The 14931-nt window shown below is 60.0% G+C and carries 7 protein-coding genes; 3 read left to right on the forward strand and 4 right to left on the reverse strand.

Annotation, left to right across the window (positions count from 1 at the left end; all coding sequences use genetic code 11):
- The first annotated feature begins 242 nt into the window (after positions 1-242).
- From ACW55A_RS13955 to ACW55A_RS13965, 3 genes are read left to right on the forward strand one after another with little or no spacing between them, the layout of a single operon-like run.
- Positions 243-1592, forward strand: a complete 1350-nt coding sequence (locus ACW55A_RS13955) for a GntP family permease (protein ID WP_058416545.1) — start codon at positions 243-245, stop codon at positions 1590-1592.
- Positions 1593-2453, forward strand: coding sequence for a MurR/RpiR family transcriptional regulator (locus tag ACW55A_RS13960; RefSeq protein WP_455808277.1), 861 nt, complete (start codon positions 1593-1595; stop codon positions 2451-2453).
- 3 nt (positions 2454-2456) lie between these two features.
- Positions 2457-3932 carry an N-acyl-D-amino-acid deacylase family protein gene (locus ACW55A_RS13965; RefSeq protein WP_248672430.1) on the forward strand — a complete coding sequence of 492 codons (1476 nt, stop codon included), beginning with the start codon at positions 2457-2459 and terminating at the stop codon, positions 3930-3932.
- A gap of 60 nt (positions 3933-3992) precedes the next feature.
- Here ACW55A_RS13965 and hemE read toward each other — a convergent pair whose 3' ends face one another.
- The 4 genes from hemE to gltB all read right to left on the reverse strand — a co-directional run bounded on the left by hemE (position 3993) and on the right by gltB (position 14868).
- The gene (gene hemE / locus ACW55A_RS13970; RefSeq protein ID WP_003366016.1) at positions 3993-5057 is read right to left on the reverse strand and encodes a uroporphyrinogen decarboxylase; all 1065 of its coding nucleotides are present in this window, start codon (positions 5055-5057) and stop codon (positions 3993-3995) included.
- Between the two features lie 139 nt (positions 5058-5196).
- Positions 5197-8457: a dermonecrotic toxin domain-containing protein gene (locus tag ACW55A_RS13975; RefSeq protein ID WP_498811347.1), complete on the reverse strand. Its 3261-nt coding sequence runs from the start codon at positions 8455-8457 to the stop codon at positions 5197-5199.
- 425 nt (positions 8458-8882) lie between these two features.
- A complete protein-coding gene (locus tag ACW55A_RS13980; protein ID WP_010438787.1) occupies positions 8883-10301 on the reverse strand; it encodes an FAD-dependent oxidoreductase in 1419 nt (472 codons plus the stop codon).
- Between the two features lie 121 nt (positions 10302-10422).
- Complete coding sequence (gltB, locus tag ACW55A_RS13985; RefSeq protein ID WP_054081260.1) at positions 10423-14868, reverse strand: glutamate synthase large subunit; 4446 nt, start codon at positions 14866-14868, stop codon at positions 10423-10425.
- Positions 14869-14931: the final 63 nt, after the last annotated feature.

The following is a 14931-nucleotide window of genomic DNA, read 5'->3' on the forward strand; positions in this document are numbered from 1 at the left end:
CAGCCACCTAACCCCTTCCAAGAAATTTATTTTCATATATTTGTTTATATTTCGTTTTCGTGTAATTTATTTTCATCACGAAAGCAGAGATAAAAACAATGAATACCTGTGATCGCCCTGAAACGCCCCTGCTCCACCTTATTGCGTTATCCCTGCCGAGTACCCCCGAGTCGCCTTCAGGCTGACGGCTTCAGCCGTCGGTATTGCGCTCTCGCCTACCCATTCTGCAAGGAACCGCCGCTATGTCGCCGTCTCCCGGTATTTCGCTGTTGGTCTACGCCGCTGTCGCCATCATCGCCTTGATCGTGCTGATCGCGCGTTACCGCCTCAATCCGTTTATCGTCATTACGCTTGTTTCGGTCGGTCTGGCCCTGGTCGCGGGAATGCCGGCCAGTGGCGTGGTCGCCTCCTATGAAGCGGGGGTTGGCAAGACGCTGGGGCATATCGCGCTGGTCGTGGCGCTGGGCACCATGCTTGGCAAGATGATGGCCGAGTCTGGCGGCGCCGAGCAGGTGGCGCGCACTCTGATCGACCGCTTTGGCGAACGTAACGCGCACTGGGCCATGGTCTGCATCGCGTTTCTGGTGGGCTTGCCACTGTTCTTCGAAGTCGGCTTCGTTCTGCTGGTGCCGATTGCCTTTACCGTGGCCCGGCGTGTCGGGGTGTCGATTCTGATGGTCGGCCTGCCGATGGTCGCCGGTCTCTCGGTGGTGCATGCGCTAGTGCCGCCACACCCTGCTGCGATGCTCGCGGTGCAGGCGTATCAGGCGTCGGTGGGGCAAACGCTCTTCTACGCCATCCTGATCGGCATCCCCACGGCGATCATCGCCGGTCCGGTGTATGCCAAATTCATTGTGCCGCGCATCCACTTGCCAGCTGAAAACCCGCTGGCCAAGCAGTTTCTCGACCGCGAACCACGCCAGAAGCTGCCCAGCTTCGGCCTGACCATGGCCACGATTCTGCTGCCGGTGGTGCTGATGCTGCTGGGTGGCTGGGCCAACCTGATCAGCACACCGGGCAGTGCGTTCAATGGCTTTTTGCTGTTCATCGGCAACTCGGTGATCGCCCTGCTGCTGGCCACCCTGTTGAGTTTCTGGACGCTGGGCATCGCTCAGGGTTTCAACCGCGACTCGATCCTGAAATTCACCAATGAGTGCCTGGCACCGACCGCCAGCATCACGTTGCTGGTCGGTGCCGGTGGCGGTTTGAACCGTATTCTGGTCGACAGCGGTGTCACCAACCAGATCGTTGGTCTGGCGCAGGACTTTCATCTCTCACCCCTGCTGATGGGCTGGCTTTTCGCTGCACTGATGCGTGTAGCGACAGGCTCGGCGACGGTGGCGATGACCACGGCGTCGGGCATTGTTGCGCCTGTCGCGCTGGGGCTGGGTTACCCGCACCCCGAATTGCTGGTGCTGGCGACGGGCGCAGGCTCGGTGATCTTTTCCCACGTCAACGACGGTGGTTTCTGGCTTATCAAGGAGTATTTCAATATGACCGTCGCGCAAACGTTCAAGACCTGGACGGTCTTGGAGACGCTGATTTCTGTCGTCGCTTTTGCCCTGACGCTGGGCCTGGCGCAGGTGCTTTGAGTGGACATTCTGTACCAGATACGTGCCCGTCAGGATTCCCTCAGCGCGGGAGAGGGACGAATCGCCAGGCTGTTGCTCAGCGATATCGCCTTCGCGGCCAGTGCCAGTCTGGATGAGCTGGCCAGCCGCGCCGAGGTCAGCAGTGCGACGCTGTCACGCTTCGCACGCAGCATCGGTTGTCGGGATCTGCGCGATTTGCGCCTGCAACTGGCCCAGGCCAGCGGCGTCGGCAGCCGCTTCCTTCATCCTGAACCGGCGCCGGAGCAGTCGGCGTTTTTCACCCGGATCGTCGACGACATCGAAGCGACCCTGCGCCAGCACCTGGCGGGCTTCGATGCAACACGCTTTGCCGCCGCCATCGCCTGTGTCGCCGACGCACGCATGATTCACACATTCGGCATGGGCGGTTGCTCCAGCCTGTGCAGCGAAGAACTGCAAACCCGGCTGGTGCGCCTGGGTTACCCGGTGGCCGCCTGCCGCGACCCGGTGATGATGCGCATGGTCGCCGCTACGCTTGGCCCGCAACACAGCCTGATTGTCTGCTCGCTCGGCGGGCGCACACCGGAACTGCTCGACGCGGTGACCCTGGCCCGCAGCTACGGTGCCCGCGTGTTGGCCATTACGCTGCCTGACTCACCGTTGGCACAACTGGCCGAGGTCGTGCTGCCGCTGCAAATTGCTGAAACCAATTTCATCTATAAACCTACCGCAGCGCGCTACGGCATGCTGCTGACCATCGATGTGCTGGCCACTGAACTGGCGCTGGCGAGCCCTGAAGACAATCAGGAGCGGCTGCGCCGGATCAAGCTTGCGCTGGATGAATACCGTGGTGGTGAAGATGGCCTGCCGCTGGGAGACTGAACCATGCTTTATGACCTGATCATTCGCAACGCACTGGTCATCGACGGCAGTGACACGCCGGGGGTACGCGCCGATGTGGCGATCAGCGAAGGGCGCATCCAGCGCATCGGCAGTCTGACCGGTGCCAGTGCCCGGGAAGAAATCGATGCGGCCGGTCGCGTGCTGGCCCCCGGATTTATCGATGTGCACACCCACGACGATACGGTGGTCATCCGCAAACCCGAGATGCTGCCGAAAATCAGCCAGGGCGTGACGACCGTCATCGTCGGCAACTGCGGGATCAGCGCGGCGCCGGTCTCGCTGAGCGGCAATCCGCCCGACCCGATGAACCTGCTGGGCGACGCCGCGGCGTTCGTCTATCCACGTTTCACCGACTACCGCGCGGCGGTTGAAAACGCCCGGCCCGCCGTTAACGTGGCGGCCCTGATCGGCCATACCGCCTTGCGCAGCAACCACATGGATGACTTGTTGCGCAGCGCCAGCCCGGAAGAAATCGCCGCGATGCGCGAGCAGTTGCGCGACAGCCTGGAAGCGGGCGCGCTGGGGTTGTCGACCGGCCTTGCCTACGCTTCGGCGTTCTCGGCCGAAACCAGCGAGGTCAAACAACTGGCTGAGGAGCTCAGCGCGTTCGGCGCGATTTACACCACCCACCTGCGCAGCGAATTCGAGCCGGTGCTTGAGGCCATGGCAGAAGCATTCGATATAGGTCGCCATGCGCGCTCACCGGTCATCATCTCGCACATGAAATGCGCCGGTGCCGGCAACTGGGGACGCAGCCCGCAACTGCTGGCGGCCCTGGAAGAGGCCGCGCAGGACCATCCGGTAGGCTGCGACTGCTATCCCTATGCGGCCAGTTCTTCAACGCTGGACCTTAAACAGGTGACTGACGCATTTCGCATTACCATCACCTGGTCTACGCCACACCCGGATCAGGGCGGCAGGGATCTGCAGGACATTGCCGCCGACTGGGGGCTGTCATTGCTGGACGCCGCACGCAAGTTACAGCCTGCGGGTGCGGTGTACTACGGCATGGATGAGGGCGACGTCGAACGCATCATGTCTCACCCGCTGGCGATGATCGGCTCCGATGGCCTTCCGGAAGACCCGTTTCCTCATCCGCGCCTGTGGGGCGCGTTCCCGAGAGTGCTTGGGCATTTCAGCCGGGACAAGGGGCTGTTTGCGTTGCACACCGCCGTACACAAAATGACCGGGCTGTCAGCCGCGCGCTTCGCCTTGCACGAACGCGGCCTTATTCGCGAGGGTTACTGGGCGGATCTGGTGTTGTTCAACCCGCAAACCGTGCGCGACGTGGCGGATTTCAAAGACCCTCAGCGAGCGGCGCAGGGCATCGACGGTGTCTGGGTCAACGGTCGCCTGAGCTACGCAGAAGGCAAGGCGCAAGGCGAGCGACAGGGCAGATTCCTGCCACGCAGCGGTTCGCTGCGGCAGGGCTTTGCGGATGCAAAAGCGCCGACGTAGTCGTCGGCGCTTAAATCAATCGATGCGTCTTGAGGCATCGACGCCTCGTTGGCTCGGCAATTACTGGTGATACTGCGCCGACAACTCGTGCACCGCATTGATGAACGCGCCGGCATTGGCCGGGTCGACTTCAGGGGTGATGCCGTGGCCGAGGTTGAAGACGTGCCCGGTGCCGCTGCCGTAGCTGGCAAGGATGCGTGCGACTTCCTGGCGGATGGCTTCCGGGCGGGCGTACAGCACGGTCGGGTCCATGTTGCCTTGCAGCGAAACCTTGCTGCCGACACGCTGACGCGCTTCACCGATGTCACAGGTCCAGTCCAGCCCGAGGGTGTCCGCACCGATGTCGGCAATGCTTTCCAGCCACAGACCGCCACCTTTGGTGAACACGATCACTGGCACCTTGCGCCCGTCGTTTTCGCGAATCAGGCCGTTGACGATCTTGCGCATGTAGGCCAGCGAGAACTCCTGATACGCCGCCGAAGACAGGCTGCCGCCCCAGCTGTCGAAGATCTGCACGGCTTGCGCACCGGCCAGAATCTGGCCATTGAGGTAGGAGGTCACTGACTGCGCCAGCTTGTCGAGCAGCAGGTGCATCGCTTGCGGGTTGTCGTAGAGCATGGCCTTGGATTTGCGGAAGTCTTTTGACGAACCGCCCTCGACCATGTAGGTCGCCAGCGTCCACGGGCTGCCGGCGAAACCGATCAGCGGTACACGACCGTTGAGTTCGCGGCGAATGGTGCTGACCGCATCCATCACGTAGCCCAGGTCCTGCTGCGCATCGGGGATCGGCAACGCTTCGATGTCGGCCAGCGTGCTGACGGTTTTCCTGAAGCGCGGGCCTTCGCCGGTTTCGAAGTACAGCCCCTGACCCATCGCATCGGGAATGGTCAGGATGTCGGAGAACAGAATCGCCGCGTCCAGCGGGTAGCGATCCAGCGGCTGCAAAGTGACTTCACAGGCGAACTGCGGGTTCTTGCACAGGCTCATGAAGTCCCCGGCACTGGCGCGGCTGGCGCGGTATTCCGGCAGGTAGCGACCTGCCTGACGCATCATCCATACCGGCGTGACGTCTACGGGTTGCTTGAGCAAAGCGCGAAGGAAACGGTCGTTCTTCAGGGCAGTCATGTCGGCATCCGCAATAAAAGTGCCGGCATTTTCTCAGAGCTCGACGCAAAAGGCACGGCGAGAGCCGTGCCTTTTGTCTATCGTGCCGATTTGCTGTCGTTATGCACGGGCATGCGCCTTCAGAACCGGCTGATTTCCGTCACATTTGCTTATGGTTGAGGATATCGAAAGGCTCGAGCAGGCCTTTTTCCACACGCTTGAGCACCAGACGCCAATCCCCTCTCCCGGTGCTATCGCCAATGGAGGGCAAGTCCAGGAAAAAAAACTTTGCGTTTTTATCCAGTTTATTTTTTGCAGTGGGTTTCCATCTATGCAGGTGAGCAGCGCCATCAAGAACGTACTTCTCAACAGCATTCCTGACTGAGGCTTCCAGGTCTTTGGCCTGTATCTCCTTATCCGCTCTTTTGAATTCGGCAGCGTTGAAAAAATCACTCATGTGTATTTTGTACCTGAGTTTTCCAGCACTCTTGCCCGGTGTATCCGTACCGTTCCCTGTTTCCGTGGGCAGCTTGGTTATCCGGTGTCTGCCGCCACCGCGCAAACCGGCCGACGCGTGTACCCAGACACCTTGATCGTCGAGCTGGATCGGCATTTGGTAATACGCATCCGGTCGCCGCGAATCAATAACCCGCCATGCCGCACAATCTGAGTCGTATCTGACGGCATAGACTTTTTCCTGTTGCACGGCGTAAAAGCGGCTCGGTACACCTTCTTGAGCTTTCTCATGGATGCCCCGGTAAATCCCGTCACTGCGCGCTTTCAGCCCGACAGGCGTTTTGGATACCGCTGTTTTCGGATCGAGCACAGAGCGGCCAACCGTTGCCGTAGAAGATGTTCTGACCCGCCGCCCTTTTGACAGCGTCAGCCCATCGGCCAGCAACAATGCCGCCTGAACCAAATACAACGGGGCACTCCCCTGTTCGCTGGACTTCTTTCCAACGCCCTGCCAGATAGCGTAAAAACTGCGAAGGGCAGCGATCGGCAGTTGCACTTTAAAAGGTGTGAAGGTGAGGAGGATGTCGCCAACGATTTTGGTGATTTCCCAGGCACTTTCCCAATAGGTTTCCCAGTTGGTATTGGTCTGTTCATCGACAGCAGAAATGACCCGCGCGACTTCAGACTCATAGACCACCTCAAGAAAACTCCCGGTACACGGCTGCAGTTCCATGAACAGCGTGTCACGGCCAGCGGTCAGTACCTGCCTGACATCGGCCTGTGAGGCCAAAGGTGCCCTGCTCACCAGGTAGTTCAGCAATTCGGGCTCAAGCAATATCCGCTGCCGGAACTCCTGCGTATCGCTCATTTCCCGGAAGCACATGCCGTCAGGAGCCTGCGGGGTAAAAACCACCACGTTGGCGACGCTGGAGCGCGACTCGGTGCCGATCACCAATACACCGCTCAATGACACGCCATTGATGGATAACTGGCTGACCTGAATGCGATGCCCCTCCACCGTCGCGCGATCATCACTGTCAACTGGGTGATCGAGCACAGCGGCAACCCATTTGTAGCCTCTGTTCGCCAGCTCGGGAGGAAGCCCGCCATCGCCCAGAAAGTCTCCCGCCATTTTCGCCTCGATCGCGTCGAGGCGCATTTGTGCGCGCATGACGCGTGCATAACGCTCACGGTGCCATTGTCCTGCCGCCGACGTGGACAAGACTATGCTGAGGTACCTTGAGTAATCTTCACCAATGTTCAGCTCACGAATCAGGCCGAACAGATAACCGGCGTTGAGGAAACTGAGCAGTTGCCCCTGATCGTCAAACGCGCGACCGGTGAGTAGAAAGTTGATATTGGTGAGTGCAATGTTCTCCAGCGACAGATCTGTAAGGCTGCGCTCTTGCGTTTCGTAATGCGGCTCCAGCTCGGAAGGGCCGACATATTCATAATCGATATCAATGCCGATGCCCGGATCAATCTCGACGCTGGTGGTATGAACGCTGATGCGGTCAGGATCCACTGTAATGCCGTGGTCGAGCAAAATTCGCTCTTGCAGTTTTCCCCGCGCGTAGTTACGCAACCGGTCAGGCTGTCCGTAAACGGAAGGATCCGGCAGGTCAGGTGCCTGGGCTTCGAGCAACGCCTGGCTGTAGTCCTGCACCGCCACTTTCCAGCTTTGTTTTTCGACATCGGTCGCGTTCGCGAACCAGTCAGGCAGACAATCGTTTTCGATTTCAGTGGGTTGCTCAGGGTCGAACCAGCCGCGATTTTTCTCAATGGCACGCCGGGTCAGAACGTCGCGAATGCCTTTCACATCCTGCTCGAACTGCATGCCCAGCGCAAAACGCTCTTCGGCTTTCAGTTGCGAACTGATCGCAAGATAGAAGCTGTCGGTACCCGGCTTGAATGAGAAAAACCCGCCGCTTTCGGTGTCCCGAGCACTGTAGTTGCCGTAGCCGTCATGCAGCAGAACGATACGGGTATCGTCAGGGTCTTCCGGAAAATACTCGCTCTCGCCGGGCTCGAAGATCACCAGCTCTCGCCCCGATTCGGCAGTCAGCAACTCTCTGATGATCTCGCGGGCCAGCTCATCCGTGTAGGTATTGAAGCTCCGCGTTCGCGACAGGCCGTCGATAGCCAGACTGCTGCTCCACTCATCCAGAGAAATGCTCATCGCCTCCTCGAAAGACTCCGGCAGAACAACATTATCCAGAAAGTCAGCTTCTTCCTGCTCTGTCAGCGGCATCTGCTCCAACAGTCCTTCAAGACGACCGGCCGGAACATCCGGGTATAAAGCGCATAGCTCGCTCAGGACCGGAGAAAGCAGAGTCTGCTGACGAACCCACAGTGGCAGGAAAGGATTACGTGTGCGGGTATCCAGTTGCCCCTTCGAGGCGCCCTCATCGGCCGCCACCAGTGCATCGAATAACAGCGGCCTTTGGTCATTTGCCAGACCCGCTATTTGTTCGCGCAGGGTAACGATTCGTCCGTCATCACTGTGACTGCCGGGAAAGTTGCCACCCATGCCGAGACTGGAACCTGCCGGCAACTGACTGAACACCCAGTGCAGCAACGGCTCATCATTGGAGACCGGAACATCATCCGGAACGATATAGGCATCGGCGTTTTGCATCAGGACGATGCTGCCTTGAACGGCGCTTTCATCGCTGCCTTTCAAAAAGACCGCGAGCACTTCGTCGTTTTCGTTGTGAATCCTGATAGACAGGTCGGCAGGCCAGTCAGGCAACTGAACCAGCAAGGCGAATAACGCATCTTCACCGCCTTCAGGGAAAAAGTTCTTCTCTGTAAAGCGCCCGATGAATTGGTCGATTATCCGGTCCGCGCGTTCTCGAGCCCGGTGTTCGCGTACGGCAACCGTACTGGGCGTGAACCTGTCCGGACCGAGAAGTTTCTGTTCTTTGGATAGAGCAAGTTTGCCCATGGGGGCGGCTTTCAACATGGCTATTTCCTTATAGCGACATGGATGGCGGGAGTGCCTGCACGGCAATTGGCATCCCGATGAAAGCGCAACAGCGTAACGCCTTCCGGAAGCAGAAACCGAGGGCAGAAACAAGGCGTTAACAATCGAGTATCGCGCCCCTTACGAACAGGTCGTGATCGGAGAATCGGGGTTGTTTCAGAAGATCTCAAACCCGCCACGTCGAGCGCACACGCGCCTGACGCATTCAAAAGCGCAGGAAACAGGCAAAAACGACTATTCATCACTGCCTTCCCCGGTGGAAACGCTCTTCCTGAGCGAGTTACACCGAGTCCAGAGAGTAAGTGCCGGGCGGGATGTCAGAGACATTGGCACAGTGCATGCGAAGGGTAGACGCTTGTTGTCGGGGTGCGCGTCAGCAACGGCACACCCCGGCAACACCAGACTCAGACGCCCAGGTAATCCAGAATCCCTTCAGCCGCATTACGGCCTTCGAAGATAGCGGTCACCACCAGGTCGGAGCCGCGCACCATGTCGCCACCGGCGAATATCTTCGGGTTGCTGGTCTGGTGCTTGTACTGCGCCTGTTCCGGGGCCACGACACGGCCCTGGCTGTCGGTGCTGATGGTGAACTGCTCGAACCATGGCGCCGGGCTTGGGCGGAAGCCGAAGGCGATGACCACGGCTTCTGCCGGGATGATCTCTTCGGAGCCCGGAATCGGCTCGGGACTGCGACGACCACGGGCATCCGGTTCGCCCAGGCGCGTCTCGACCACCTTCACGCCTTCAACCTTGCCCTCGCCGATGATGGCGATAGGCTGACGGTTGTAGAGGAACTTCACGCCTTCTTCCTTGGCGTTTTTCACCTCCTTGCGCGAGCCAGGCATGTTTTCTTCGTCGCGGCGGTAGGCGCAGGTCACTGACTTGGCGCCCTGGCGGATCGAGGTGCGGTTGCAGTCCATCGCCGTGTCACCACCGCCCAGAACCACGACCCGCTTGCCCTTCATGTCGACGAAGTCTTCCGGCGCCTTTTCGAAGCCCAGGTTGCGGTTGACGTTGGCAATCAGGAAGTCGAGCGCATCGTGCACACCCGGCAGATCCTCACCGGGGAAGCCGCCTTTCATATAGGTGTAGGTGCCCATACCCATGAACACCGCATCGTATTCTTCGAGCAGTTGATCGATGGTGACATCCTTGCCGACTTCGGTATTTAGCCGGAATTCGATGCCCATGCCGGTGAACACTTCACGGCGATGGCTCAGCACGGATTTCTCCAGCTTGAATTCCGGGATGCCGAAGGTCAGCAGACCGCCGATTTCCGGGTTCTTGTCGAACACCACCGGGGTCACGCCGCCACGCACCAGCACGTCGGCACAGCCCAGGCCCGCAGGCCCTGCGCCGATGATCGCGACGCGCTTGCCGGTGGGCACGACTTTGGACATGTCCGGACGCCAGCCCATGGCGAAAGCAGTGTCGGTGATGTACTTCTCGACCGAACCGATGGTCACCGCACCGAAACCGTCGTTCAGTGTGCAGGCACCTTCACACAGGCGATCCTGCGGGCACACGCGGCCGCAGACTTCCGGCAGGGTGTTGGTCTGGTGCGACAATTCCGCAGCCGCGAGGATATTGCCCTCGGCGACCAGCTTGAGCCAGTTGGGAATGAAGTTGTGCACCGGGCACTTCCATTCGCAGTACGGGTTGCCGCAGCCCAGGCAGCGGTGCGCCTGATCGGCAGACTGCTGGGGCTTGAAAGGCTCGTAGATTTCCACGAACTCTTTCTTGCGTTGACGCAGCAGTTTCTTCTTCGGGTCTTTACGTCCGACGTCGATGAACTGGAAGTCGTTACTGAGACGTTCAGCCATTCTCTGGAGCCTCTTTGCAGCAGCTTCAGGTTACAAGCCTGAAGCTGCGGGAATCATGATCGCAGGCAATTGGCGCACTGCTGTTAACGTGCGGCGTGAAGCTCGCCGCTCGCAGCTGCTGTTATTGCGGGTTGGCCCGAGTGCTGGAGAGCAGCGATTTCAGGTTGGCAGCCTTGGGCTTGACCAGCCAGAAACGACGCAGGTAATCGTCCAGGTTTTCCGCGATATTACGGCCCCATTCGCTGTCGGTTTCCGCGACGTACTCATTCAGGACGCTTTGCAGGTGAGTGCGGTAAGCCTCCATCGATTCGCCGCTGATACGCTGGATCTCGACCAGTTCATGGTTGACGAGGTCAACGAAGGTGTTGTCCAGGTCGAGCACGTAGGCGAAACCACCGGTCATGCCGGAACCGAAGTTGTAGCCGGTCTTGCCCAGTACGCAGACGAAACCACCCGTCATGTATTCGCAGCAATGATCGCCAGTGCCTTCAACGACAGTGTGGGCACCGGAGTTACGCACAGCGAAACGCTCGCCAGCCGTGCCCGCTGCAAACAGCTTGCCGCCAGTTGCGCCGTACAGGCAGGTGTTACCGATAATCGCGCTTTCATTGGTCTTGAACGGGCTGCCCTTGGGCGGCACGATCACCAGCTTGCCAGCGGTCATGCCCTTGCCGACGTAGTCGTTGGCATCGCCTTCCAGATACATGTTCAGGCCACCGGCGTTCCACACCCCGAAGCTCTGGCCGGCAGTGCCCTTGAAGCGGAAGGTGACAGGTGCCTTGTTCATGCCCTGGTTGCCATGCAGTCTGGCGATTTCGCCGGAGATGCGCGCGCCGATCGAACGGTCGCAGTTGCAGATCTCCAGTTCGTAGTCGCCGCCGCTGAGCGACTCGATGGCCGGCCTGGCCATCTCCACCATCTTCTCGGCCAGCAGGCCCTTGTCGAACGGCGGGTTGCGATCCACCAGGCTGAACTGAGGCTTGTCGGCCGGAATATGGTCGCTGCCCAGCAAGGGTGTCAGGTCCAGATGCTGCTGCTTCTCGGTTTCGCCCGGCAGGATGTTCAGCAGGTCGGTACGGCCGATCAGCTCTTCCAGCGAGCGAACACCCAGCCTGGCCAGCCATTCGCGGGTTTCTTCTGCCACGTAGGTGAAGAAGTTGATCACCATGTCGACGGTGCCGATGTAGTGGTCCTTGCGCAGCTTTTCGTTCTGGGTCGCTACGCCGGTGGCGCAGTTGTTCAGGTGGCAGATACGCAGGTATTTGCAGCCCAGCGCGATCATCGGCGCGGTGCCGAAGCCGAAGCTTTCGGCCCCGAGGATGGCAGCCTTGATCACGTCCAGGCCGGTTTTCAGACCACCGTCCGTTTGTACCCGAACCTTGCCGCGCAGGTCGTTGCCGCGCAGGGTCTGGTGAGTTTCGGCCAGCCCGAGCTCCCACGGTGCGCCGGCGTATTTGATCGAGGTCAGTGGCGATGCACCGGTGCCACCGTCGTAACCGGAAATGGTGATCAGGTCGGCGTAGGCCTTGGCGACACCGGCGGCAATGGTGCCGACGCCCGCTTCTGCCACCAGCTTGACCGACACCAGCGCCGCCGGGTTGACCTGTTTCAGGTCAAAAATCAGCTGCGACAAGTCTTCGATGGAATAGATGTCGTGGTGCGGTGGCGGCGAAATCAGCGTCACACCCGGCACCGCATAACGCAGCTTGGCGATCAGCCCATTGACCTTGCCGCCCGGCAATTGCCCGCCCTCGCCCGGCTTGGCGCCCTGCGCAACCTTGATCTGTAGCACATCGGCATTGACCAGGTACTCGGGCGTCACGCCAAAGCGGCCCGTCGCGATCTGCTTGATCTTGGAGCTGCGGACCGTGCCGTAACGAGCCGGGTCTTCGCCACCCTCACCGGAGTTGGAGCGCGCGCCCAGACGGTTCATCGCCTCGGCCAGCGCTTCGTGGGCCTCGGGCGACAAGGCACCCAGCGAAATACCGGCCGAGTCGAAGCGCTTGAGGATTTCGCTCAGCGGCTCGATTTCGTCGATGTTCAAGGGCTGATCGAGTGTCTTGACCTGCAGCAGGTCGCGAATCATCGACACCGGACGCTGGTCCACCAGCGAGGTGTATTCCTTGAACTTGCTGTAGTCGCCTTGCTGCACGGCAGCCTGCAGGGTGCTGACCACGTCCGGGTTGTAGGCGTGGTACTCGCCACCAAACACGAACTTGAGCAGGCCGCCTTGCTGGATCGGCTTGCGCGGACTCCAGGCTTCGGCAGCCAGCGCCTTCTGTTCGGCTTCGATGTCGACGAAGCGCGCGCCCTTCAGGCGGCTCGGCACACCGCGGAAGCTGACATCGCAGACTTCCTCGGACAGGCCGATGGCTTCAAACAACTGCGCGCCACGGTAGGACGCAACGGTCGAGATGCCCATCTTCGAGAGGATCTTGAGCAGGCCCTTGGTGATGCCTTTGCGATAGTTCTTGAAGACTTCGTACAGATCGCCCAGCACTTCGCCGGTACGGATCAGGTCGCCCAGCACTTCGTAAGCCAGGAACGGATAGACCGCCGAGGCGCCGAAGCCGATCAGCACGGCGAAATGGTGCGGGTCACGCGCCGTCGCGGTTTCGACCAGAATGTTACTGTCGCAGCGCAGGCCCTGTTCGGTCAGACGGTGGTGAACCGCGCCGACCGCCAGTGAAGCGTGCACCGGCAGTTTGCCCGGTGCGATGTGTCGGTCGCTCAACACGATCAGCGTATGACCGGAACGCACGGCCTCTTCGGCCTGGTCGGCAACGCTGCGCACAGCGGCTTCAAGACCCAGGCTTTCATCGTAGTTCAGGTCAATGATATGGCGCTCGAAGCCCGGACGCTCCAGGTTCATCAGCGACCGCCACTTGGCTGGCGAAATGACCGGCGAACTGAGGATCACGCGCGAGGCGTGCTCCGGCGATTCCTGGAAGATGTTGCGCTCGGCACCGAGGCAGATTTCCAGCGACATGACGATGGCTTCGCGCAGCGGGTCGATCGGCGGGTTGGTCACCTGCGCGAACTGCTGGCGGAAGTAGTCGTAAGGCGAACGCACACGACGCGACAACACAGCCATTGGCGTGTCATCACCCATCGAGCCTACGGCTTCCTGACCCTGCTCACCCAGCGGGCGCAGCACCTGATCACGCTCTTCGAACGTGACCTGATACATCTTCATGTACTGCTTGAGCTGCTCGCTGTCGTAAAAAGCCGAACCGTGGTCGTTGTCTTCCATGGTGGCCTGAATGCGCAGGGCATTCTTGCGCAGCCATTGCTTGTACGGATGACGCGACTTGAGGCGGTTGTCGATGGCGTCGGTGTCGAGGATCTGACCGGTTTCGGTGTCCACGGCAAAGATCTGCCCAGGGCCGACGCGGCCCTTGGCGATGACGTCTTCAGGCTTGTAGTCCCATACGCCGATTTCCGACGCCAGGGTGATGTAGCCGTTCTTGGTGGTGACCCAGCGCGCCGGGCGCAGGCCGTTGCGGTCGAGCAGGCAGACCGCATGACGACCTTCGGTCATGACCACGCCCGCAGGGCCGTCCCACGGCTCCATGTGCATGGAGTTGTACTCATAGAACGCCCGCAGGTCCGGATCCATGGTCTCGACGTTCTGCCACGCAGGCGGAATGATCATGCGCACGCCACGGAACAGGTCGATGCCGCCGGTGACCATCAGCTCAAGCATGTTGTCCATGCTCGACGAGTCAGAACCCACGCGGTTGACCAGCGGGCCCAGCTCGTCCAGGTCCATCAGATCGTTGGTGAACTTGGTGCGTCGCGCCTGCGCCCAGTTGCGGTTGCCGGTAATGGTGTTGATCTCGCCGTTGTGGGCGAGGAAGCGGAACGGCTGCGCCAGCGGCCATTTCGGCAGGGTATTGGTGGAAAAACGCTGGTGGAACACGCAGATAGCGGTCTGCAGACGCTCGTCGCTCAGGTCCGGGAAGAAGGCCGTGAGGTCGGCCGGCATCATCAGGCCTTTATAAATGATGGTCTTGTGCGAAAAGCTGCAGATGTAGTGATCGGTATCTGCGGCGTTGGACACCGACGAGCGGCGACGCGCACTGAACAGCTTAATGGCGAATTCCTGATCGCTCAGGCCTTCACCGCCAATGAATACCTGCTCGATTTTCGGCAGGCGCTCCAGCGCCAGACGACCCAGAACGCTGGTATCGATCGGCACCTGACGCCAGCCCACCAGATCAAGGCCCTCGGCGAGGATTTCACGGTTCATGTTTTCGCGTGCAGCGTCGGCCTTGGCGTCGTCCTGATTGAGGAACACCATGCCCACAGCGTATTGGCGGGGCAGATCGACGGCGAAGTGTTCCTTGGCGATCGCACGCAGGAAGCCGTCGGGCTTCTGAATCAACAGACCGCAACCGTCGCCGGTCTTGCCGTCGGCGTTGATACCGCCACGGTGGGTCATGCAGGTCAGGGCCTGAACGGCCGTCTGCAACAGGTGATGACTGGGCTCGCCCTGCATATGAGCGATCAGGCCGAAGCCGCAGTTATCCTTGAATTCATCTGGTTGGTACAGACCTGCTTTCATAGACACTTTCTCACCAGGCTGCCTCTATTCGAGGCAAATTTCCTTTTAATTCAACCAATTACC

Source organism: Plantibacter cousiniae (nom. nud.), from assembly GCF_977070315.1.

Bases quoted from the DNA above. Each gene is read 5' to 3' on its own strand.
- ACW55A_RS13955 (WP_058416545.1), top strand. From the start codon at position 243: ATGTCGCCGTCTCCCGGTATTTCGCTGTTGGTCTACGCCGCTGTCGCC.
- ACW55A_RS13965 (WP_248672430.1), top strand. From the start codon at position 2,457: ATGCTTTATGACCTGATCATTCGCAACGCACTGGTCATCGACGGCAGT.
- hemE (WP_003366016.1), bottom strand. From the start codon at position 5,057: ATGACTGCCCTGAAGAACGACCGTTTCCTTCGCGCTTTGCTCAAGCAA.
- ACW55A_RS13975 (WP_498811347.1), bottom strand. From the start codon at position 8,457: ATGTTGAAAGCCGCCCCCATGGGCAAACTTGCTCTATCCAAAGAACAG.
- ACW55A_RS13980 (WP_010438787.1), bottom strand. From the start codon at position 10,301: ATGGCTGAACGTCTCAGTAACGACTTCCAGTTCATCGACGTCGGACGT.
- gltB (WP_054081260.1), bottom strand. From the start codon at position 14,868: ATGAAAGCAGGTCTGTACCAACCAGATGAATTCAAGGATAACTGCGGC.